20 protein-coding genes are annotated in these 20,329 nt (G+C 70.6%); 8 read left to right on the forward strand and 12 right to left on the reverse strand.

The features are described from left to right. Positions 1-91: 91 nt before the first annotated feature. From OG587_RS42915 to OG587_RS42925, 3 genes are all read right to left on the reverse strand, one after another. Positions 92-1,534 (reverse strand): WGR domain-containing protein, encoded by a 1,443-nt coding sequence (locus tag OG587_RS42915; RefSeq protein ID WP_329084595.1) that lies wholly within the window; start codon positions 1,532-1,534, stop codon positions 92-94. 66 nt (positions 1,535-1,600) lie between these two features. Then, positions 1,601-2,578 (reverse strand): phosphotriesterase family protein, encoded by a 978-nt coding sequence (locus tag OG587_RS42920; protein WP_329084596.1) that lies wholly within the window; start codon positions 2,576-2,578, stop codon positions 1,601-1,603. 268 nt (positions 2,579-2,846) lie between these two features. Then, positions 2,847-3,512, reverse strand: a complete 666-nt coding sequence (locus OG587_RS42925; RefSeq protein WP_329084597.1) for a DUF998 domain-containing protein — start codon at positions 3,510-3,512, stop codon at positions 2,847-2,849. 320 nt (positions 3,513-3,832) lie between these two features. Here OG587_RS42925 and OG587_RS42930 point away from each other — a divergent pair, with 320 nt between their 5' ends. Together OG587_RS42930 and OG587_RS42935 are read left to right on the forward strand one after the other, a co-directional pair. Then, entirely contained in the window at positions 3,833-4,285 is a 453-nt protein-coding gene (locus OG587_RS42930; RefSeq protein ID WP_329094187.1) for an RNA polymerase sigma factor, read from the forward strand. Beyond that, on the forward strand, positions 4,282-5,268 hold the full coding sequence (locus OG587_RS42935) for a hypothetical protein (protein ID WP_329084598.1): 987 nt from the start codon (positions 4,282-4,284) through the stop codon (positions 5,266-5,268). Before OG587_RS42930 ends, OG587_RS42935 begins: the two co-directional genes overlap by 4 nt. Positions 5,269-5,381: 113 nt before the next feature. Here the strand turns inward: OG587_RS42935 and OG587_RS42940 are convergent, their stop codons facing one another. The 5 genes from OG587_RS42940 to OG587_RS42960 all read right to left on the reverse strand — a co-directional run bounded on the left by OG587_RS42940 (position 5,382) and on the right by OG587_RS42960 (position 10,514). Continuing rightward, complete coding sequence (locus tag OG587_RS42940; protein ID WP_329084599.1) at positions 5,382-6,557, reverse strand: 4-hydroxybenzoate 3-monooxygenase; 1,176 nt, start codon at positions 6,555-6,557, stop codon at positions 5,382-5,384. Between the two features lie 277 nt (positions 6,558-6,834). Then, positions 6,835-7,581: an IclR family transcriptional regulator gene (locus tag OG587_RS42945; protein WP_329084600.1), complete on the reverse strand. Its 747-nt coding sequence runs from the start codon at positions 7,579-7,581 to the stop codon at positions 6,835-6,837. Positions 7,582-7,693: 112 nt separating this feature from the next. Continuing rightward, positions 7,694-8,137, reverse strand: a complete 444-nt coding sequence (locus OG587_RS42950; RefSeq protein ID WP_329084601.1) for an SRPBCC family protein — start codon at positions 8,135-8,137, stop codon at positions 7,694-7,696. 23 nt (positions 8,138-8,160) lie between these two features. Continuing rightward, positions 8,161-9,066 carry a phosphotransferase enzyme family protein gene (locus OG587_RS42955; protein WP_329084602.1) on the reverse strand — a complete coding sequence of 302 codons (906 nt, stop codon included), beginning with the start codon at positions 9,064-9,066 and terminating at the stop codon, positions 8,161-8,163. Next, complete coding sequence (locus OG587_RS42960) at positions 9,066-10,514, reverse strand: helix-turn-helix domain-containing protein (RefSeq protein ID WP_329084603.1); 1,449 nt, start codon at positions 10,512-10,514, stop codon at positions 9,066-9,068. Before OG587_RS42960 ends, OG587_RS42955 begins: the two co-directional genes overlap by 1 nt. A gap of 230 nt (positions 10,515-10,744) precedes the next feature. Between OG587_RS42960 and OG587_RS42965 the strand changes: the two genes are divergently transcribed. Together OG587_RS42965 and OG587_RS42970 are read left to right on the forward strand one after the other, a co-directional pair. Then, the gene (locus OG587_RS42965; RefSeq protein ID WP_329084604.1) at positions 10,745-11,029 is read left to right on the forward strand and encodes a hypothetical protein; all 285 of its coding nucleotides are present in this window, start codon (positions 10,745-10,747) and stop codon (positions 11,027-11,029) included. A gap of 321 nt (positions 11,030-11,350) precedes the next feature. Beyond that, positions 11,351-12,085 carry a glycosyltransferase family 2 protein gene (locus tag OG587_RS42970; RefSeq protein WP_329084605.1) on the forward strand — a complete coding sequence of 245 codons (735 nt, stop codon included), beginning with the start codon at positions 11,351-11,353 and terminating at the stop codon, positions 12,083-12,085. A 285-nt stretch (positions 12,086-12,370) separates the two neighbouring features. Here the strand turns inward: OG587_RS42970 and OG587_RS42975 are convergent, their stop codons facing one another. Further along, positions 12,371-12,736, reverse strand: a complete 366-nt coding sequence (locus OG587_RS42975) for an STAS domain-containing protein (RefSeq protein WP_329084606.1) — start codon at positions 12,734-12,736, stop codon at positions 12,371-12,373. A gap of 87 nt (positions 12,737-12,823) precedes the next feature. Further along, complete coding sequence (locus OG587_RS42980) at positions 12,824-13,198, reverse strand: STAS domain-containing protein (protein WP_329084607.1); 375 nt, start codon at positions 13,196-13,198, stop codon at positions 12,824-12,826. Positions 13,199-13,296: 98 nt separating this feature from the next. On the opposite strand from OG587_RS42980, the gene OG587_RS42985 reads away from it, so the two are divergent. Beyond that, positions 13,297-14,511, forward strand: a complete 1,215-nt coding sequence (locus OG587_RS42985) for a hypothetical protein (protein ID WP_329084608.1) — start codon at positions 13,297-13,299, stop codon at positions 14,509-14,511. A 573-nt stretch (positions 14,512-15,084) separates the two neighbouring features. Here the strand turns inward: OG587_RS42985 and OG587_RS42990 are convergent. After that, on the reverse strand, positions 15,085-16,425 hold the full coding sequence (locus OG587_RS42990) for an APC family permease (RefSeq protein ID WP_329084609.1): 1,341 nt from the start codon (positions 16,423-16,425) through the stop codon (positions 15,085-15,087). A 190-nt stretch (positions 16,426-16,615) separates the two neighbouring features. Here OG587_RS42990 and OG587_RS42995 point away from each other — a divergent pair, with 190 nt between their 5' ends. Further along, entirely contained in the window at positions 16,616-16,954 is a 339-nt protein-coding gene (locus OG587_RS42995) for a hypothetical protein (protein WP_329084610.1), read from the forward strand. A 175-nt stretch (positions 16,955-17,129) separates the two neighbouring features. On the opposite strand, the gene OG587_RS43000 is transcribed toward OG587_RS42995, so the two are convergent. Further along, positions 17,130-18,287, reverse strand: coding sequence for a glycosyltransferase family 4 protein (locus OG587_RS43000; protein WP_329084611.1), 1,158 nt, complete (start codon positions 18,285-18,287; stop codon positions 17,130-17,132). 102 nt (positions 18,288-18,389) lie between these two features. Between OG587_RS43000 and OG587_RS43005 the strand changes: the two genes are divergently transcribed. Both OG587_RS43005 and OG587_RS43010 read left to right on the forward strand, forming a co-directional pair. Continuing rightward, positions 18,390-19,181: a PIG-L deacetylase family protein gene (locus tag OG587_RS43005; protein ID WP_329084612.1), complete on the forward strand. Its 792-nt coding sequence runs from the start codon at positions 18,390-18,392 to the stop codon at positions 19,179-19,181. A 54-nt stretch (positions 19,182-19,235) separates the two neighbouring features. Next, positions 19,236-20,297 (forward strand): lysylphosphatidylglycerol synthase transmembrane domain-containing protein, encoded by a 1,062-nt coding sequence (locus tag OG587_RS43010; protein WP_329084613.1) that lies wholly within the window; start codon positions 19,236-19,238, stop codon positions 20,295-20,297. Positions 20,298-20,329: the final 32 nt, after the last annotated feature.

Genomic DNA, 20,329 nt, shown 5'->3' on the forward strand with positions numbered 1-20,329 from the left:
TCACCACCCGGTCCGCTTGGGACGCCTCGGGAAGACGTGCTCGATATCCGACGAGATCTCATCGGTTCAGCGAGCGCCCAGCCGGGAGGGATCAGAGCAGGCGCTTGATGTCTCCGTACGCGCGGTAGAAACCTCCCCGCTCGGAGAAGCGGACGCCCTCGACGAGATAGCGGGCCCCGGCCTCGCGGACTCCCTTGGGGAACTGCACGTTCCGCCGCACGTCGTAGCCCTCGCTGAGGACCCGCACCCGGAGCCGATCGCCCTCGCGGAAGCACTCCAGCACCACGCCGTCGCCGGTGTCCGGGACGGTGTCGAACACCACGGTCTCCAGCACGGCGGTGGGCTCCACCACCGCCAGCCCGGCGGACGCCTTGACGTCGACCGCCTCGGGGAGGGTGCCCTCCTGGGCCGCCCTGATCGCCTCCTCGGTGGCGTCGATGCAGGCCAGGGTGCCGTCGGTGGTCACGATGTAGAGGCGGTCGTCGAGATACTGCATGGAGAAGGCGGAGCCGCAGCCGGTGGCCAGCTTCCACAGACGCTCGCCGCTCTGGTCGAAGCAGTAGATCGAGGAGTGGTTGTCTCCGGCGAAGACGTACCGGCCGCCGGGGGCGGTGGCGCAGGAGAAGACGGTGGCGTCGCAGCGGTAGACCGCCTGGGAGGCGCCGTCCGACTTGCGCAGGCGGTGCACGGTGGAGCGCGAGGTTCCGGCGTAGACCGAGTCGGCCTCCTGCCAGCCGAACAGCACCGCGCCGTTGACGGGCGTCTCCCAGACCGGCGCGCCGTCGGCGGCGTCGTAGCGGGCCACCCCGGTGGAGTGACCGTGGTAGACGGCCTCGTCGTCGCAGCGGACCATCCAGGCCGAGTCACCCCTGCCCTTGCGCGCCCACTGGAACTCGTCCTCGTGGTCGATCGTGGTGATCCGCCCCGCTCGGTCGGAGACGCCCAGCACGCCCTCGTGGATGTCCAGCCAGTAGATGTCGACGTCCTCGGCGATCTCGTACGCGACCCTCGGCACCTTGCCGCCGAGGTCGTAGACCTTGCCGTCGTCGGCGCCCGCGTAGATCCAGAAGTCGTCGCCGACGATGCACTTGACCCCGTCGGGCAGCTTGAAGCGGCCGGTGACGGTGCCGCCGTGGGTGACGGTGTAGACGTCGCCGCGCTGGTTGCCGACCCAGCAGCGCTCGGAGTCGACGAAGATGCCGAACGCCGCCGCGCCGCTGGCGAAGCGCCAGAGCACCGGCGCCTGGGTGGCCGTGGAGCGGGCACTCTCCACGCTGCGCCGGGTGACCGTGCGGCGCTGGCGCACCCCCTGGACCGCGGGGGCGTAACCCCTGCGGACCTTCTCGTTGATCTTCTTCGCGGCGGCCGCCTCGGCCTTCGCCGCGCTGGCGAACGCCGACGCCTTGGACTGGCCCGACTCGCCGATGCGGCCGTACCTGATCGTCACCTCGGTCCCGTCGACCACGACCTCGTAGAACTTGTGCGAGCTCCCGCCGTCCTCGGACAGTTCCAGGTAAGTGCTCCGCGCGGCCATGCTCCACCTTCTCGGTCGATCGACTTTCCGGGAGCGTATGGCAGTCGTACGACAAATAACGAAAAGTCAGGAAAAGTAGCGGCGAGGGTTGTCGATCAGCATCTGGTCCACCTGCCCGTCGCTCACCCCGGCCTCGCGCAGGGCGGGGAGCACGTCGTCGTGGATGTGGTCGAAACGCCAGTTCGGCGCGGCCAGCGGGATGCCCTCGTCCCAGGCGTCGCCGAAGTAGTCCATGAAGCACGCGCTGTCGTGGCTGAGCACCATCCGGTCGGCGTAGCCCCGCTCGCAGAGCGCGGCGACGGTGGCGACCCGCGACGCCGTGGAGTTGTAGGCGTCCAGCCCGAAGCGGTCCATGCCGAGGGTGGCCCCGGTGTCGGCCAGCCGCATCAGGTGGTCGAGGTCGTTGGAGTCGCCCGAGTGCCCGAGCACGACCTTGGCCGGGTCGACCCCCTCCTTCAGGAACAGGTCCAGGACGAGCAGCCCGCTCCCGGTGGAGGGGTGGGTGTGCACCGAGATCGGCACGCCGGTCCGCAGGTGGGTCTGGGCGACCGCCCGGCAGATCCGCTCGACGCCGGGGGTGAGCCCCTTCCTCTCGATCGCGCACTTGAGGAACGCGGCCTTGACACCGGTGTCGGCGATGCCCTCGACGATGTCGCGGGAGAAGTCCTCGACCATCGGCTCGGGCACGTCCATCATCAGGCCGGGACCCCGGTGCTCGTACTGGTGCGGGATCTCGTCGAAGGAGTAGATCCCCGAGGCGACGACGATGTTCAGCTCCGGCACCTGGTCCGCCACCCGCCGCACGCGCGGGATGTAGCGGCCCAGCCCCCACACGGTCGGGTCGACGATGGTCCGCACGCCCTTGGCCGCCACGGCCCTGAGCTTGGCGACGGCGTCGGCCACCCGGTACTCCTCGTCCCACCACGCGCCCCTGCCGTAGTTGTCGACGTGCTCGGGGGAGAGGACGAAGACGTGCTCGTGCATGAGGGTCTGCCCCAGGTCGGCGACGTCGACGGGGCCTCGGACGGTGTTCACGACCGGCATGCGCGTCCTTCCGGGGGTGGTCCGACCGGACGGCGGTGACACGTACCGGGCGGTCGCTTCCTGCGAAGGTAGGCCGGGGCACCGGGACCGTCAACCTGCCACGCCACACGGTTCCACGACCGGCCCGCGCGAGGCGGAACCGACGCGGGAGGCCCGCGCGGGGCGGGCCGACGAGGAAGGCCAGGTGCCCGGCGCGGACCGGGCGGGGAGATCGAGCGGAAACCGGCCACGCGGGACCGGCCAGGCACAGGCGACCACGCGGGACCGGTCAGGCGCGGGCGGTCGTCGGGAGCGGGCGGCGGACACGGCCGCGCCTGGCCATGCTGGGGCCGGCCACCAGCCCCAGCATCGCCAGCACCGCCACCTCGAAGCCCACCACCAGCCGCTGGGTCACCCCCGCGGGGATGTCGTCGTTGGTCAGGTCCACGCCGAACGTCCGCACCACGTACGGGAGGACCACCAGGACCAGCACCCCCAGGGCGGCCAGGCTGAGCAGCCGGACGGGGCGGGCGTACGGGCTGGTCGCGTACCGCCTGGCCAGGAGCAGCCCGGCGATCGGCATCGTCAGGAAGGCCACGAACGCCGCGTACCTGTGGATGCCGCCGGACATCGACAGCGGCACGCCGGGCTCGTCGGTGGGGAAGGCTCCGATCAGCAGCATGCACAGGCCCCAGGTCCCGACCAGCAGGGCCACCGCGCGGTCCTCCCCGCACCGGGCCAGCATCGCCCCGATGATCGTCGCCGCGGCGGCGAAGAGCGTGAGCGACAGGGGCAGCAGCCAGCCGGCCGCCTCGAACGCGTACTCGCTGATCACGGTGTGTACCGGGTCGAGACCGGTGACCACGTGCAGCCCGATCATCGCGACGGCTCCGGCGCCGATCGCCGCGTAGCCGCCGAAGATCATCCCGTGTCGCGTGAACGTCTGGCTTCCCATGCCTCAACCATGGCGACGAACAAGATCCTGGAGTATCGGAGACAGCCCCCGGCCGCCCCTGAACGGCCCCGGATGACCCCCGGGGCGAGGTGGTGCCCACCCCCGGGGGCTCCCCTGCCGCGCTACGCCCCTGAGCTGCACAAAAGCCGCCGATAGTAGGGCATTCCCCCTCAGGGTTCCGCCCTGGGGATGGGCCCCTGCGGGGCAATTCATCCGGGATGCTCAAATCCGCCGGAAATTTCCCTGTGACCTTTCGCGGCCCCGCCTCGTCCCTGAAGGTATGAACGACCATCTCCCCGGAGGCGACCATCAGTGCGAGCATCGAACAGCTTTATCGTGATCACTGGGCCCTGGTGTGCGGATACCTCCTTCGGCGTACCCGTGATCCCCACCTCGCCGAGGATCTCGCGCAGGAGACTTTTCTCAAGGCGACCAGGGCCCTGCTCGGCTGGCGAGGCGAGTCGCCGGCCGGCTGGCTGCTCAGCGTCGCCCACAGCGTGCTCGTCGACCACGCGCGGCGGCGCCGTACCGTCCTGCCCCTGCCCTCGGTGGAGGAGCTGGGCGTCGAGGACTCCGAGCCGGACAGGCTCGCGGTCCGCGACGTGCTCTCCCGGCTCGCCGACCCTTACCGGCGGGTGCTCACCTGGGTGTATCTCGACGGATTCAGTCTCGCCGAGGTGGCCGCGATGACCGGCCGCACCCCCGGCTCGGTCAAAACCACGCTGTGGCGGGCCCGCGCCGCCTTCGCCGAATCCTATGGAGACAGCCGATGATGACGAAGACGATGACCGCCACCGACGACAGCCTGCCCCCGATCCCCGACTTCGACCCGCGCAGGACACGGCGCGCGGTGCGGCGGGGCCTGTTCCGTACCGCGCTCAGGTCGGCGGCGCTCCTGCTCGGCGCGGCGCTGCTGCTCAACGCGGGCACGGCGCTGCTCCAGACGAGGGGCGACCGGGACCAGCGCATGGAACGGGTGCTCGGCAGCGCCTTCCTGGTCGCCCATCCCGACTACACCTCCGGCATGAGCGCGCTGGATTTCGGCCTCACCTCGATGACCCTCACCGTCGACGCCGACCCGGTCGAGCCGGTGCCCGCACCGGACGAGGTCACCCGCAGGCCGGGCACCGCCGCCTTCGAGATCACCCAGAACCTGCTGGGGCAGGTCACCGATGGGGTGTACGGTCTCCAGACGCGCCTCAGCGGGCCGCTCGGCCTGACGGGAGAACGTACGGGCACCCGTGAGGAGGCGCGCGGCCAGGCGGAGAAGGTGTTCGGGCGCCTCCCGGCGTCGCTGCTCGCGACGGCGGTGGTGGAGTTCGAGCGGCCCCTGACGGGCGAGGAGTTCGCGGTCTTCCACTGGGACCGCTACGAACAGGACGACCCGACGGCACCCGCCCACACCTTCCTGCTCTCCCGGGCGAGCGGCGGCTCCACCTACGGAGTGCCATTCGGCTGGCAGTCCCATCGCTTCGGCTCACCGGCCACCGGGAAGGAGGAGGACTACGATCCCGCCGCCGAGGGCGCGAAGGCGGTCGGAGACTTCCGCCGCTGGGTCGGCGAGCTTCGCGACCATGACGCCGAGAACCTGCTGAAGCTCGGCGTGCCCCTGAAAAACCTACGCGCCGCCGCCACCGAGGGCCGGATCCACGGGTACGTGGCCGCCGGTGAAACGGTCGAGGGCCTTCGCGAGATCCTCGACGATCCCAGGGTCCGGACGGTCCGCCTCGGCGACGTCGCCTTCGACCTCTCCTGAACGTGCGGTCTCTCGTCAGCCTTCACCGCTCCCCGCCTAGCTCGGCGGGGACACGGGAAGAATCCGGACGCGGATCGGTGGAGGCACGGAAGGCCGGGGCCGGCCGACGGGAGTCACGGACGGGTCCCGGTCTCGAAGGGCAGTCCGACGTAGTTCTCCGCGAGCGTGGTCGCGGCGGCCTCGGAGGAGGTCACGTAGTCGAGGTGGGAGGTCTGCAGGCGCCGCCCGTAGGGGTCGTCGGCGTCGAAGGTGTGCAGCAACGTGGTCATCCACCAGGAGAAGTGCTGTGCGCGCCAGACCCGCTTCAGGCAGCTGGCGGAGTACGTGTCCAGCAGCCCGGTGGAGCCCGTCTCGTAGAACTCGGCCAGGGCCGCGGTCAGCAGCCGTACGTCCGCGACCGCCAGGTTGAGCCCCTTGGCACCGGTGGGCGGCACGATGTGGGCGGCGTCCCCGGCGAGGTAGAGGTTGCCGTGCCGCATGGGCTCGGCGACGAACGAGCGCATCGCCGACACGTCCCTGGAGATGATCGGCCCCTCGGCCAGCGCGAACCCCGGGACCGTCTCCAGGCGGGCCCGCAGCTCGGCCCAGATCCGCTCGTCCGGCCAGTCGTCGAGCGAGGCGTCCGGGGGGACCTGGAGATAGAAGCGGCTGATCTCCGGGGAGCGCATGCTGTGCAGCGCGAAGCCCCGCTCGTTGCGGGAGTAGATCAGCTCCTCGGACGACGGCGGGACCCGCGCGAGGACGCCGAGCCAGGCGAACGGGTAGTCACGCTGGAAGACCGACAGGACCCTCTCGGGGATCGACGGCCGCGAGACGCCGTGGAAGCCGTCGCACCCGGCGATGACGTCGCAGTCGAGGCGCTCGCCCCGGAAGGTGAGATAGGGATCCTTCTCCAGTGAGTGCAGGGCGACGTCGGGGACGTCGAAGAGGATCTCTCCCCCGTCGGCCAGCCGCCGGGCGATGAGGTCCTTGACGACCTCCTGCTGGCCGTAGACGGTGATGGCCCGGCCGGGGACCAGCTTCTCGAAGGCGATGCGATGCCCGGCCCCGCCGTAGCGCAGCTCGATGCCGTGGTGCGGCAACCCCTCGGCGCGCATCCGGTCGCCGACGCCCGCCTCGTTGAGCACGTCCACCGTGCCCTGTTCCAGCACCCCTGCCCGCACGCGCCGCTCGACGTACTCCCTGCTCCGCGCCTCCAGGACCACCGAGTCGATGCCCCGCAGGTGCAGCAGATGGGAGAGGAGCAGTCCGGCGGGTCCCGCGCCGACGATCCCGACCTGAGTTCGCATGCACCGAGCATTCCGCACCGTCCACCCCCGCACACGGCGCCCTTCCGCTCAGCGGAAAACCCCACCCGGCGAAAGCCTGGAGGCGACGGAGAACACCCGGCCGAAAGTCCGCTCCCCCGGAGCGGGAGGCGGGAAACCGGAGGTTCGCTCACCGCGAGCCGGAAGCGAGAAGCGTGGAGGCGCGGAAGCCGGAGGTTCGCTCACCGGAAGCCGGAAGCGGAAGCGGAAGCGGAAGCCGGAGGTTCGCTCACCGGAAGCGGGAAGTGACCGTGAACGCTCAGCGGAGAGCCGCGACGAGGTCGCGGGAGAGGGCGGCGGCCGCGGCCAGCACGGCCGGTGCCAGCCGTCGCGGATCGGCGGTGTGCCGCCAGGCCACCAGTGACAGCGCCGCCACCACCCGGCCGCCCGCCCCCCGTACCGGCGCCGCGACCGAGCAGGTGCCCACCGACATCTCCTCCTGCGTGCAGGCGATCCCGGTCCTGCGGACCTCCTCCAGCTCGGTACGGAGCCGTGCCGAGTCCACCACCGTGTTCGGCGCGTGCGGGGTGAGCTCCCCGGCGAGCACCCGCTCCACCGTCTCCGGATCCGCGAAGGCCAGCAGGACCTTGCCGACCCCGGTCGCGTGCAGCGGCAGCTCCCCCGCCACCCGCGAGACGACCGGCACGGAGGTGGGCCCGCGCAGTCGCTCGACGTACAGCGCCCGGTCGTCGCGGAGCACCGCGAGCTGCACGTTCTCGCGGGTGGCGGCGTAGAGGTCCTCCATGTACGGCAGGGCGAGCTCGCGCAGCTCCCTCGGCTCCGCGGCCTGGGCGCCGATCTGCCACAGGAGCATCCCGACCCGGTAGGAGCCGTCGGGGAGCCGCTCCACGAAACCGCCCTCCGCCAGCTCCTTGACCAGCCGGTGGCCGGTGGCGGGAGGCAGCTCGGCGCGGCGGCAGATCTCGGTGAGCGTCAGCCGCACGTCACCCGGCAGGAACGCGCCGAGGATGGCCATGACCTTCCCGGTGACCGTGGGCGCCCTCACGCGTCCCACCCTAGGTCCTGGCCCGCCGATCCCGCCGCGACGACCGCGACGACCGCGACGACCGCGACGACCGCGACGACCGCGACGACCGCGACGACCGCGACGACGAAGCCTAGGAGACGGACTCCAGGCGGGAGGCCAAAACCCCGGCGCGGGCGAGCTGCACCTCGCGGGCCTTCTTCGCGGCGTAGCCCAGCAGCGGCCTGACCCAGGCGTGCACCACGAGGATGTCCTCGACCTCGGTGCCCCCGTCCTTCTCGTTGAGGGTGAACCGGTAGTCCAGGCGCACCCCGCCGGGACTGTCGACCTCGCCCTCGACGGTCCGTGGCGTGCTCCGCAACGTCACCTTAATCATGTTGTCGTACTTGACGAGACCGAAGAACCTGAACCGCTCCACCGAGGTGTAACGGGTCTCGGACTCGCCCCGCTCGACGTCCTTGACCGCGACCACCATCGGCGAGAGCCCCACGTAGCTCTGCGGCTGGCTCAGGTGGGCGCGGAGCGCCTCCGGAGTGTTCCGGACATGGAAGGTGTTACGCAGTGTGACCTTTGGCATGCTATGCCCCCGTTTGAAGATCCTTACTGCGAGACACTAACGGGTTCGGCCATGTACCAGCGGGCATGTTGCTCACCTCGGGTGAGGGAATTCAGCCTGCGGGGAAGCTCGCGCCGGGAGAACGGGTCGGCGGCGGCGTTGCGGATGTGGATGCCCACCGCGTAGATGTCCCTGACCTCCATGAGGGTGGAATATCCCGGCCAGGAACGCAGGTCGCTGCCGTACGCGTCGGCGAAGGCGTCCACGTCGGCGGCGGTCAGGCCGAAGCGCCGCTGGCCGTGGTAGGTGTGGACCAGGTCCCACTCGCGGGGGCCGACCGCGACGCCGTCCCAGTCACAGAGCACCACGTGACCGTCCGTGCAGCGCAGCAGGTTGTCGATCCACGCGTCGCCGTGCAGCAGCACCGGCGAGTCCTCCAGGCCGAGGTCCGACCAGCGCTCCGTCAGCTCCGCGATGCGGTCGCGCAGCCAGGCCCGCTGGCAGGGGGTGAGCTCTTCGGAGCGGTCCACCGCGCGACGCACCTCGCACAGCGGATCGACGAAACGCCGCAACGCCACCGGCGGCACCGGCAGCAGGTGCAGGCTGCGCAGGATCTCGCCCAGCTCCGTGGTGGTGGGACGGCCGCTGGCCGGAACGTAGTGCCAGAAGGTGACGACCCTGCCCTCGTGCACCACGGGCTGCTCGGAGATCTCGTCGGCCGGGCGCACCGCGGGGAACCCCTGCTCGGCGAGCCAGCGAGCCACCGCGAGGACCAGCGGCAGCCGGGTCAGCGCGTTGGGAGCGGTGGCGATCCTGACCACGATCTCGCTGCGCAGCTTGAAGACGGCGTTGCTGCGCACCCTCAGCAGCTCCGCGTCCCTGTGGTCGATGCCGAGGTTCTCGCAGACCTCCCGCAGGACGGTGAACGCCTCCTCGGCGAGCGAGTTCATCAGCTGACCGGCGCCGCGCCGGTGACCAGGTCGTTCAGGCGTCGCACCGCCGCCGCCCTGTGTCTGGTCTGCGGCACCTCCGACAGCAGCGCCCGCGCGCGGTTGAGCACGATGGAGGTGCGGTGTTCCGGCGGAACCTGGAGCAGGGCCTTCTCCGCCAGGTGGCAGGCGTCGTCGACCTTGCCGTCGCGGACCAGGTGCGCGGCCTGGTCGAGCAGGAGGAGGACCGGGTCGATGGCGTACGGCATCGAGGGCCCGGCGGGCCCCGGCTTCCAGTCGACGTCCTCGCCCAGCTCGATCAGCGTGCCGATCCGGTAGAACTGCAGCCGCCGCTCGGAGAAGCGGAACGCCAGGTGGTCGTGGCCCTCGGGGGGCATCCTGGCGAAGATCCGCTCCGCCTCGGCCAGCGCGACCCTGGCGGCCTTGTGCTCGCCCATCCGGGCCAGCGCCCGCGCCTCCGCCGCCGCGCCGAGCGCCGCCGGGGAGCTGGGCGCGCTGCCCGCGAGCATCCTCGCCTCACGGGCCAGCCGCACGGTCTCGGCCAGGTCGCCGTAGTAGTAGGGGAGCATCGCCTGCTGCGCCCGGACGAGGGCGCGCAGCCGCACGTCGCCCATGTCGTCGGAGGCGTTGCGCGCGGTGCCGTACCAGGCGTGGGCCTGGCGGGTGTCGCCGAGCTTCATCAGCGCGTCGGCCGACAGCAGCGCCAGCATGACGGTGGCGTTGAGCAGGCGACGCTGGGCCATCGCGGGCTGGCGGGCCAGCGAGAGCGTCCGGACGTCCGACAGCTCCAGCATGAGCCGGTAGAGCATCGGCACCGGCGCGCTGCTGATGTACTCGCGCCGGTAGCGCAGCACCTGCTCGTCGAGCCGGTCGAGCTGCTCCTCGGAGACGGTGGCGACGGCGAGCGTACGGTCCAGGTCCTGGCGGGTCCGCTCGACCTCGGCCAGCAGCCGGCCGGTCATCACCGACCGCGAGCCGAGCAGGGCGTGGTGGAACAGCGCCCGCCGCTCGATGTCGTCCTCGGACCGTTCCCGCTCCTCCGTCTGGTACGGCGTGCGGGTCTCTCCGCCGGAGACGACCACGACCTTGGCGCCCCCGCCGTCCTCGCAGTAATCTCCGGCCAGGCCTAGCCTGACGGCGTTCGCGCGGTACAGTCGAGCCAGCAGATCGATGGTCTGCGGGCGCGGTCGTGCCCGGTTGTTCTCCCAGGCGTTGAGCAGGTCGATGCTGGCCCGAGCCTCGCCCAGGTCCTGGCGCTCACAGAGCTCCTCCAGTTCCTGTACGGACTGCCTGGCCGACCACCCCCTGGCCAGCCGGTGTGCCTTGAGCAGGCTCACCGCGCAGCAGCCGTGAATGGCCTGCGCGGTTTGCCAGTGGGTCCACTGCCTGGACGTCGCCTGCTCGCGCCAGCGCCGCGCACATGCGGGGGAATGCTCACCTCGGGCCACGGCGCCCCTCCCAGTCGCTGTTTACACAACATTAACAAGCCCGCACCCCAGCGTAAACGCAGCTGTGCGTGGCATTCCGTTTATTCGTGGTTTCCCCACGGAACATCAACGACTTTCCGGTCTATTCCACTGTTCCCGCGGGGGTTTGAGGGGGGACCGATTGCCTCAAGTGCCGCAAAACCGCACTCTGCAGAGAGGCAAGTCACGAGTGTCCGCCAGGAGTGATCCCGATGATGACAGAGCACGGCGAGGGCATCGACCACCTGCGTCGGTTGGCCGCCCAGTTGGAGGCGCACGCCTTCCAGGTGCGTCTGAGGTCGGCCGCAGGGCTTTATCCACGGTTGCATGTGATCAACCCCATGGCCCCCGCCAGGACCGAGGACGTACTCGCCGCCCACGAGGAGGACGGCGAGTGGTGGTTCTGGCTGTCCTGGGCGGGGCGCATCGGCCACGCGGAGGACGTCGCGACGGCCGCGGAGCGTGTGGCCAGTGTTCTTCATGTGATACGGAGATAGGTGATTCTTGGGCCTGGCATGGGTAACACCCGGTGATCAAGCCCAGAATGGAGCGGCACCGTGAAAAGGATCCTGGTCGTGCAACGTCCGCGTCCGCCCCGTGAGCCGGTGCCGCTCGATCTGCGCAGCCCCTCGGGTCGTACGCTCCCCTTCTGACGGTCCCTGACGATCCACATCGGGTCGCTCCTCCCCTTGGAGCAGTCGGCGAAGAGACCTTCCCGCTGCCCCCGAGGGGAGGTCAAGAGGCACGATCCTCCGTCGCATACGAGCTTGCAAGAGGCTTTCAAGTGTTCTGCAGGTGGTTCGTTAGACATTGTGACCATGAACAGCGCCCCTTTCGCTTTCAGTGTCAGCGTGATCGTCCCTGCCATGAACGAGGCGGAGAACCTCCCCCACGTCTTCGCGACCCTGCCGTCCTGGATCGACGAAGTGATCCTGGTCGACGGCAACTCCACCGACGACACCGTCGCCGTGGCCAAGGCACTCCGCCCGGGACTGCGCGTCGTCACGCAGACCCGCAAGGGCAAGGGCAACGCTCTCACCGAGGGCTTCGCCGCCGCGACCGGTGACATCATCGTCATGATCGACGCCGACGGTTCCACCGACGGCCGGGAGATCCACGCCTTCGTGACCACGCTGGTCGAGGGCGCCGACTTCGCCAAGGGGTCCCGCTGTGCCCCCGGCGGAGGCTCGGACGACATCAGCCCGATCCGCTCGCTCGGCAACACGATGCTGACCAAGATGACCAACATGCTGTACGGCACTCGCTACACCGACCTGTGCTACGGCTACAACGCCTTCTGGGCCCGCCACCTGGACGCGCTCGACCTCGACTGCGACGGCTTCGAGATCGAGACCCTGATGAACATCCGCGCCGCCCAGGCCGGCCTCGTCATCCGCGAGGTCCCCAGCCACGAGCGCAGCCGCATCCACGGCACCAGCAACCTGCACGCCGTCCGCGACGGCCTGCGGGTGCTCCGCACCATCCTCCGAGAGCGCGAGGGACGCGTCGGCGTCCGGCTGCACCAGGAGCACGCCACCCACGCCACCGCCTGACCCACGAAGACTCCCCGGACGTCGACCTCGGGCGTTCCTGAAGGACCTCGTCCACGTAGATGTTCTCGTCGTAAAAGAAGATCAGCCCGGCGATGCGGACCCTCTCCTCAGGGGGTCCGGTACGACCGGGCCCGGTCGCCCGGCCGTTGACCGACCAGTGTCCTGCCCCCTTGGAGGACAGCGGGTGATGGTGTCGGTGAGCGGGTCCGGACGGCTCCGGGCGGCTTCGCGTCGTACAGCACCCCGTCACCGCGGGCCGGGAGAGTGGCTCTTGGACTTGAGGCCTCAGGCCACCTCGAGCGCGTCGGCCACGGAGGGGAGCACCTCGAACACCTGAATCAGGCCGGCGAGGTTCAGCCGCCGGGCCAGATTGCCCTGGACGCCGGTGAGGATGACCCTCACCCCCTTGTTCAGACCCTGGTGGCGCACCTGGAGCAGCTCGCCGATCCCGGAGGAGTCGCAGAACGTCAGGGCCGACAGGTCGAGGATGAGCCTCGGCGAGGGCAGGGAACCCCACGCCCTCCCCATCTCCTCACGCAGCACCGACGTGTGGTAATGATCAAGCTCTCCACTCGCCCGCACGACGAGCGTCGTACCGTGCAGCCCGGATGTGGCGGTGAAAACCGACTCCGGCTCGTCTCCCACGAACATGACCAACCCTCTGACCGACCCTTTGCCCAAGCAACAATAACTGTCTCATACGGCGTGGATCGCCCTGCCGCGGAGAAGCACACCTGTTCACGTCGCCTTGGGAAACGCCTCCATCGCCTCTTCGACCGTACGCCGGGTGTCGAACAGATCGGCCACCCCGAGACGCTTCAGCCGTTGCCTCATCACGGTGGAGGGGCCGACCAGGACGAGCGAGCCCGCCACCCGGCGGACGCGGGTGAGGGCGTACATGAGCACGCCGTATCCGGTGGAGTCGCAGAAGGTGACCTCGGTGAGATCGATCACCAGGCGCGGGTGGTCCGTCGCTCCCAGGGCGGCGTCGGCCTGCTCCTTCAGTAGTGGGGAGGAGCCGTAGTCCAGCGCCCCCACCGCGTGCAGGGCGGTGAAATGGCTGTGCTTGTCGGCTCGGACGCGGAATCTCTCGTCCTCTTCGGCCTTTGACATCGGCATCCTCTCCCGCCTACGTCCCCGGTGCCCCAGCCAGGGGGTTCTAATCATGGCGGGCACGGCCGGACTGAGGAGGCATGCGGAACAATGGTGGCATGTCGAAAGCGCGGCCGGTGGCGGTCATGGTCGTCGGAGCGCTTTTGATCGCCGCGTGCGGCGCGGCCCCGGCGGCGCCGGAACCCACCGCGGCACCGGCCGGTACGGCCTCGCGGACCCCCGCCTCCCCCGCCTCCACCTCCCCGAGCCCCGTGGCGACCGGGGCGGTCGCCGCGTCCGCCGAATGGACGGCCGTGGGGGGCGCGAGACTGTCGGGCGGCACGGCGCTGCTCGACGTGGCGGCGACCGGGCCCCGCGACGCCTGGGCCGTCGGATACCAGGACAGCGCGGAGGACCGGGAGGGCACCCCCGCCGTCCTCCGCTGGAACGGGAGCCGCTGGCGGGAGATCCCCCTGGGACAGGAGGCCGGCGCGCACCACCTGGAGGCGGTCGGCGCGGCCGGGCCCGACGACGTGTGGGTGGCGGGCAACGGCCCGAGCGCGTTCGCCGCGCACTGGAACGGGCGGGCGTGGGCTCCGCACCGGCCCTTCGGGGTGGCCGAGGACTACCGGCTGGCGGACGTCTCGACGGGCGGCGGCGACACGTGGTTCGCCGCGAACGGCCCCTCGGGCGCGGTCGTCCTGGAATGGGCGGGCGGCGAGTTCCGCAACGTGCTGACCACCGGGGGCACGTTCGAGGCGATCACCTCCGGGGAGGGGCACGTCTGGGCGGTGGGGACGAGCGAGACCCGGACCCCGCTGGTCTGGCACGGCACGGCCGGATCGTGGGAGAGCCTGGAGACGCCCCCGATCCCGGGCGGCCGTCTCAGCGGGGTCTGGCAGGTCTCGCCGTCGGAGGTGTGGGCGGTCGGGCAGGTCTCGGCCACCCCGGAGGCCCGGCCGGACGCCCGGGCCGGCGGCGAGGGGGCGCGGCCGCTCGTCGTGCGCTGGGACGGGACCCGCTGGACGCGGGTCGAGGTGCCGGTCTCCCGGGGGAGTCTGCACGGGGTCACCGCCTCCGGTCCCGGCGACCTGTGGATCAGCGGCGTCGACGCCGACCACGCCGGACAGGTGCTCATCCTCCACTTCGACGGCACCACCTGGTCACGCGAGTACGGCCCGCTGTTCCGCGCCTACACCACCACCCAGCAGTACGACGAGACCGACGACGTCGGCGGCACCGTCCTGACCCGGGTGCCGGGCAGCGGCGCGCTGTGGGCGGTGGGCTCGGTCGGCGTGGGCGACGACGAGAAGGCCTTCGTGCTCCGCCGCTGAGGCTCCTGAGGCCACGAAGACCCTGAGCCCGCCGAGGCCCCGCAGGCCCTGCCCGCCGAGCCCGCTGAAGCCCCCGGCCCGCCGAAGATCCTGAACCCCGCCGACGCCGTCGACATCGCCGCTGACGCCGAACGCCCCCACCCCCGAGGTCACGGCCGACGTCGCCTCCCGGCCGGCCCTCCCATGCGGCCTTCCCGTCCGGCGCCGAGGTCTCGGGCTTGGAACAAACGGTGACCCTGCCGGAAACATAGGCCTCTTACTCTGCGGACATGGCGGACTATTTCTCCCAAACGCCACGGCAGAGCCCTCGACGCCACAGCCGGGACACCGGAGGTCAGACCTCCCTCCCCGATGTCGCCCACCCCCGCGCGATCACGCGGCCCCGGCACACCCGCACCCCGCCCGGCCAGCGCGGATCAACACACGCTTGGTAAAAAATTCGTGAAAAAGTCGGTCAGTTGACGTAGTCTCTCTCAAACTCCAACAAAGAGGGAGTATCACATGAAAAAGGTTCTTATCCTCCAAAAGCCCCGGCCGCCACGGAAACCCATCGCTCTGGACCTCCGCACCCCCTCAGGACGGGCTCTGCCCTTCTGACAGGAACAGCCGGTTGACGAACCAGAGGACCACCCCGATCACGAGCAGGACCGCCGCGCGGAGATAGACGTCCGCCCCCCTGCCGGTGACCGGTAGCGCCAGGACGAAGCAGACCACCGCCCCCAGGACCGGCATCCAGCTCGGCGCCCGGAAGTGATCGTGGTCCACCCGGTCCTTGCGGAGGACCAGCACGGCCACGTTGACCAGCGTGAAGACACACAGCAACAGCAGCACCGTGGTGTCGGCCAGGTCGCCCACGTCGCCGGTGGCGACCAGCACCGCCGCGACGCCCACGGTGAAGACGATGGCCACCCACGGGGTGGACCGCGTCGGATGGACCGCCGCGAAGACCCGCGGCACGATTCCCTCACGCGCCATGCCGTAGACCAGGCGCGAGGCCATGAGCATGTTGATCAGTGCGGTGTTGCCCACCGCGAGCAGCGCGATCAGGGCGAACAGCTTGGGCGGGAACGTCAGCCCGGCGACCTTGACGACCTCGAGCAACGGACCGGACGAGTCGGTCAGCGTCTTGGTGTCGACCAGCATGGTCGCCGTGAACGCGACCCCCAGGTAGATGATCGCCGCGATGCCCAGGCCGCCGAAGAGCGCGCGGGGGAAGTCCCGCTGCGGCTCCTTGGCCTCCTCCGCGAGGTTGACCGAGTCCTCGAAACCGAGCAGCGCGTAGAAGGCGAGGGCCGTACCTCCCAGGACGCCGAGGAAGGCGCCGTTGGCCGGGTGGAACTCCAGGGCCCGCCCCGGGTCGCCGTCACCGGACAGCAGGGCGAAGATCCCGATCGCGATGATCACCAGCAGGCCGAACGCCTCGATGATCGTCAGCACCACGTTGACCTTGATGGACTCGGAGATCCCGGCGAAGTTCACCAGCGCGATCAGGCCGAGGAAGACGAACGCGCCGACGACGACCGGCAGCGTGACGAACTCCCCGAGGTAGTCGCCACCGAAGGCCCGCGCGGCGGCACTCGCCGAGGTGATCCCGCTCATCAACACCGCGAATGCCACGATAAATGTGACAAAAGGAATGTTGAACGCTTTGTTCGCATATAACGCGGCACCGGCTGCCTGAGGATATTTGCCGACAAGTTCGGCGTAAGCGGTCGCCGTCAGCGCCGCCAGCACGAAGGCCACGAGAAAGGGCACCCACAGCGCCCCGCCGACGTGTCCGGCGACCTTCCCGACCAGGGCGTAGATCCCCGCGCCGAGGATGTCTCCCACCACGAACACGAGCAGGACCCTGCGCCCGATGACCCGCTTGAGCGAGTGCTGACCGGAACCAGGATCGACGATCGCCTCAGCCATGCCCCGCTCTTACCCACCGCGGGGACGGAATCACATCGAGTCACACAGGCCCCTGCTGTAAGCGTTATGAAAGTGACCCGCAAGGAACTCTGCCTACAGTTCCAACTGTCACGAAATGCAATGAAAGGCAGAAATGTTCCGCGCTCTCTCTTCCCGCCGCCTCGCCGTCGCCGCAGCGGGAATCGCTCTCATGTCGATGACCGCCGCCTGCGGCGCGTCGTCCCCCAACAGCGCGGTCTGCACCGAGGCCTCGTGGTCGAAGCCCTTCGCGGACTTCAACACCGCCGCCACGGCGAGCGCCGGTGATCTCACCAAGTTCAACGACGCCACCGCCAAGCTCGCCGCCGACCTCAAGGCACTGGCGGGCACGGCCGACGGCGAGGTGGCCACCGCCCTCACCGACCTCGCCACGTCGTTCGAGTCGATCAAGATCGACGCGAACGACCCGGCCGCGGCCGCCGGGGTCGCCGGTTCACTGGCGACGAAGGTCCAGGAGGCGAGCACCAAGCTCGTCGCCGCCTGCGCCTAGGACAACCCAGACCCGTGCCTCCTGGTGACAGGAGGCACTCCGGGTACGGTCGCCGTTCCGCCTGCGGGGGGCAGTGCGGGGCGGCGGCCGTACCGACTATCTCCACCGATCTCCATCGGGCCCCCGCCACCGCACGGCGGGGGCCTCACACGTTTCCCCCACCCCACCGGACCCGTCAGGTCCGGCCGGCGCGGGCCTGCTCGTAGCAGCGTTCGAAGCCTTCGAGCACCGCGGGCCAGGAGCTGCGGACGGGCTCGGTCTCCCGGTTGTTCGCCGCGATCGACTCGCGCAACTCGCGGTCGCGGACCAGCCTGGCCACCGACGCGACCAGGTCGTCGAAAGTCCTCCCGAGGAGTCCCTCCTTGCCCGGCCGTACGAAGTCGGCCACCCCGCTCTGCGCGCGCGCCACCACCGGCACCCCCGCCGCCCTGGCCTCCAGCGCCGCCAGCCCGAAGGACTCGCGGGGCGCGGGGGCGACGAACACGTCCGTCGAGGCGAGCAGCTCGCGGATCTGGTCGCGGCTGTAGCGGCCGGGGAGCGAGACCCAGCCGGTCATGCCGTTGGCCCTCAGGTAGCGCTCCATCTGCGACCGGGCCGGGCCGTCCCCGACGACGGTCGCCCGCATCGGCGTCTCGTCGGGCACCTGGGCGCGGGCCTCCCGCAGGAGCCTCAGCAGCCGGACCGGCTGCTTGCGGGGCGCGAGCCGCCCCACCGCGACGACGTGCACCGGCTCGGGCCGTACGGGATCCCCGCCCGGCTCGGGGCGTACGGCATCGGCGGGGAGCGGCGCGGGAGCCGGGGGAGGGAACGCGGAGCGCCAGCCGGAGACGTCCAGGCCGTTGGAGACCACGTGCACCGGCACGCCGGGCCCGGCCACCGCGCGGATCGGCACGGCCGCGGCCTCGCTCACCGCGGTGCCCACCAGCCCCCAGCGATGCCACCCGAACAGCAGCCGCAGTCCCCGGTAGACCGCCCGCGTGACCGGATCCCACATGCTGTGCACGGTGACGACCACGGGCAGGCCCGCGCGGGTCGCCGCCCGCACGCCCATCCAGGCGAACGGGGAGACCGCGCCCGTGTGCACGTGCACCACATCGGGGCGCCGCGCTCCCATCAGGCGGAGCAGGTGTCCCGTCCCGAACGGGTGGACCGGCAGGTCGAAGGGGAGTCTCGCGACGATCCTGTGCACCCCGGGAAGGCTCTCCCCCGGGGTGGCGGTCGCCACCTCGACGTGGTGGCCCGCCTCGCGCTGCGTCCGGATCAGATCGGCGACCTGCACCTCAATCCCGCCGAGGCGCGGCAGGTAACAGTCACTGATGTGGAGGATCCTCACCGTGCCAGCGTAGACCCGCGTGAGATCATGCCTGCGTGCCCCGCGAGGGCGCGTCCGAGTCGCGCGAACGGAGTGAGCCTGATCAGCAGCATCAAGACAGCAGTGTTCTTTCATGCCCATCCCGACGACGAGGCCCTGCTCACCGCGGGCACCATGGCGATGCTCGCCGCCGAGGGCCACCGGGTGGTGCTCGTGGTGGCGACCTCCGGAGAGCGGGGCCAGGCCGACCTCGAACCCGGTGAGGCGCTGGGCGCCGCCCGGATGGCCGAGCTGTACAAATCGGCCGCGGCACTCGGCTGCGCCCGCGTGGTGAACCTCGGCTACGGCGACTCCGGGCTCGCACCCGGCGGCGGGGTCGCCGACGACCGGCCCGACGACGCCTTCATCGACGCCGACGCCGAGGAGGCCGCCCGGCGGCTGGCCGCGATCCTCACCGAGGAGAAGGCCGAACTGCTGACGACCTACGACCCGGCGGGCGGCTACGGCCACCCCGACCACGTCCAGGTGCACCGGGTCGGCGGCCGGGCGGCCGAGATCGCGAAGACCCCGATCGTGCTGGAGGCCACCGTCAACCGCGACCCCCTGCTGCGGGGGCTGCGGCTCGCGAGGAGGTTCTACCCTCAGCTCGACATCCGGGCCTTCGAACGGGCGTACTCCCCCGGCGACGTGATCACCCACCGGATCGCAGTGCGGCGCTTCGCCCGCCAGAAGCGGGCGAGCATGGCCGCCCACGCCTCCCAGGCCACCGGCGCCGACACCCGCACGCTCGGGGTGATGCTCAAGATCCCCCAGCCTCTTTACCGCCTCGTCTTCGGCACCGAGTGGTACGTCCGCCGGGACGCCCCCCTGGGCTCCCGGCTGAGGCACCCCTTCGAAGTTCCTCCGAAAGGATGAGTTCGGGACCGGCAGACTTGGTCGGGGGTGCCGGATGACGAGCGGGCGTGTCGCATGAAGAGCAGGTTGTTCCAGGTCGGGCTGTCGGTCGTGTCGCTGGCACTCGCCGCCACGCTCGTGTTCTTCATGCCCCAGGTCGTGGCGGCGCTGACGGGCAAGCACGTCTCCTGGGCGCAGATCGGCGCGCAGTTCGCCGCGCTGGGCCCGCGGGAGGTCGCGCTGATGGCCGCCGCCTGGCTGCTCAGCCTCATCGCCTACACGTTCGTGCTGACCGCCTCCCTCCCCGGACTGACCCACCCGCAGGCCCTGATGCTGAACGCGGGCGGCAGCGCGGTGAGCAACCTGCTCCCCTTCGGAGGCGCGGCCGGGGTGGCGATGACGTTCGCGATGACCAGGGGCTGGGGTTTCCCCGCGCGGGCGGTCGTGGTCTCCACGCTGACCACCGGCATCTGGAACACCCTGTTCCGCTTCCTGCTGCCCGCTGCGGGCATCGTGGCCCTGCTGTTCAGCGGGCAGCCGCTCAGCCCCTCGGTGACGAGGGCGGGCTGGGCGGGCGCGCTGTCCATCCTGGTCCTGGTCGCCCTGGTGACCGTCGCCCTCTACTGGGACCGCGCCGCGAACCTCCTGGGCCGCGGCCTCGACGCCCTGACCCGCCTGCTCCCCCGCCGGATCCGTCCCGGCGGGCACGCCGCCTCCGAGGCACTGACCAAGTTGCGGACCGACACCTCCGAGATCGTGCGGAACCGCTGGGCCGGGCTGACGCTGGGCATGGTCTTCTTCCTCGGTTTCCAGTGGCTGATCCTCGTCGTCTGCCTGCACGCGACCGGCGCCTACCCCGGCCTGGCGCAGTCGATCGCCGCCTTCGCCCTGTCCAGGGTGTTGACCACGGCTTTGGTGACTCCCAGCGGTACGGGGATAATGGAGGCCGGAACCATCGGCGCACTGGTCTTCTTCGGCGCTCCCCTGGACTCCGCCACCGCCGCCGCCCTCCTTTTCGGGTTCTGGACCTACACTGTCGAAATCCCCTTCGGCGGGCTGGCGCTGGGAGCGTGGACTTTCCTGCGCAGGCGGGAGAACGCCGCAACGGCCCCTGAAAAGGAGTCGATCAGCCGCTAGATTGGGAAATACGAAATACCTTGTATGCGATT

The sequence above is a fragment of the Streptosporangium sp. NBC_01469 genome (assembly GCF_036227305.1).
Classification (GTDB): Bacteria; Actinomycetota; Actinomycetes; order Streptosporangiales; family Streptosporangiaceae; genus Streptosporangium.

Coding starts and splice junctions, on each gene's coding strand:
- OG587_RS42990 (WP_329084609.1), bottom strand. CDS start 16,425: ATGGCTGAGGCGATCGTCGATCCTGGTTCCGGTCAGCACTCGCTCAAG.
- OG587_RS42970 (WP_329084605.1), top strand. CDS start 11,351: ATGAACAGCGCCCCTTTCGCTTTCAGTGTCAGCGTGATCGTCCCTGCC.
- OG587_RS42975 (WP_329084606.1), bottom strand. CDS start 12,736: ATGTTCGTGGGAGACGAGCCGGAGTCGGTTTTCACCGCCACATCCGGG.
- OG587_RS42940 (WP_329084599.1), bottom strand. CDS start 6,557: ATGCGAACTCAGGTCGGGATCGTCGGCGCGGGACCCGCCGGACTGCTC.
- OG587_RS42950 (WP_329084601.1), bottom strand. CDS start 8,137: ATGCCAAAGGTCACACTGCGTAACACCTTCCATGTCCGGAACACTCCG.
- OG587_RS42985 (WP_329084608.1), top strand. CDS start 13,297: ATGTCGAAAGCGCGGCCGGTGGCGGTCATGGTCGTCGGAGCGCTTTTG.
- OG587_RS42925 (WP_329084597.1), bottom strand. CDS start 3,512: ATGGGAAGCCAGACGTTCACGCGACACGGGATGATCTTCGGCGGCTAC.
- OG587_RS42955 (WP_329084602.1), bottom strand. CDS start 9,066: ATGAACTCGCTCGCCGAGGAGGCGTTCACCGTCCTGCGGGAGGTCTGC.
- OG587_RS42965 (WP_329084604.1), top strand. CDS start 10,745: ATGATGACAGAGCACGGCGAGGGCATCGACCACCTGCGTCGGTTGGCC.
- OG587_RS42920 (WP_329084596.1), bottom strand. CDS start 2,578: ATGCCGGTCGTGAACACCGTCCGAGGCCCCGTCGACGTCGCCGACCTG.
- OG587_RS43010 (WP_329084613.1), top strand. CDS start 19,236: ATGAAGAGCAGGTTGTTCCAGGTCGGGCTGTCGGTCGTGTCGCTGGCA.
- OG587_RS42980 (WP_329084607.1), bottom strand. CDS start 13,198: ATGTCAAAGGCCGAAGAGGACGAGAGATTCCGCGTCCGAGCCGACAAG.
- OG587_RS42915 (WP_329084595.1), bottom strand. CDS start 1,534: ATGGCCGCGCGGAGCACTTACCTGGAACTGTCCGAGGACGGCGGGAGC.
- OG587_RS42995 (WP_329084610.1), top strand. CDS start 16,616: ATGTCGATGACCGCCGCCTGCGGCGCGTCGTCCCCCAACAGCGCGGTC.
- OG587_RS42935 (WP_329084598.1), top strand. CDS start 4,282: ATGATGACGAAGACGATGACCGCCACCGACGACAGCCTGCCCCCGATC.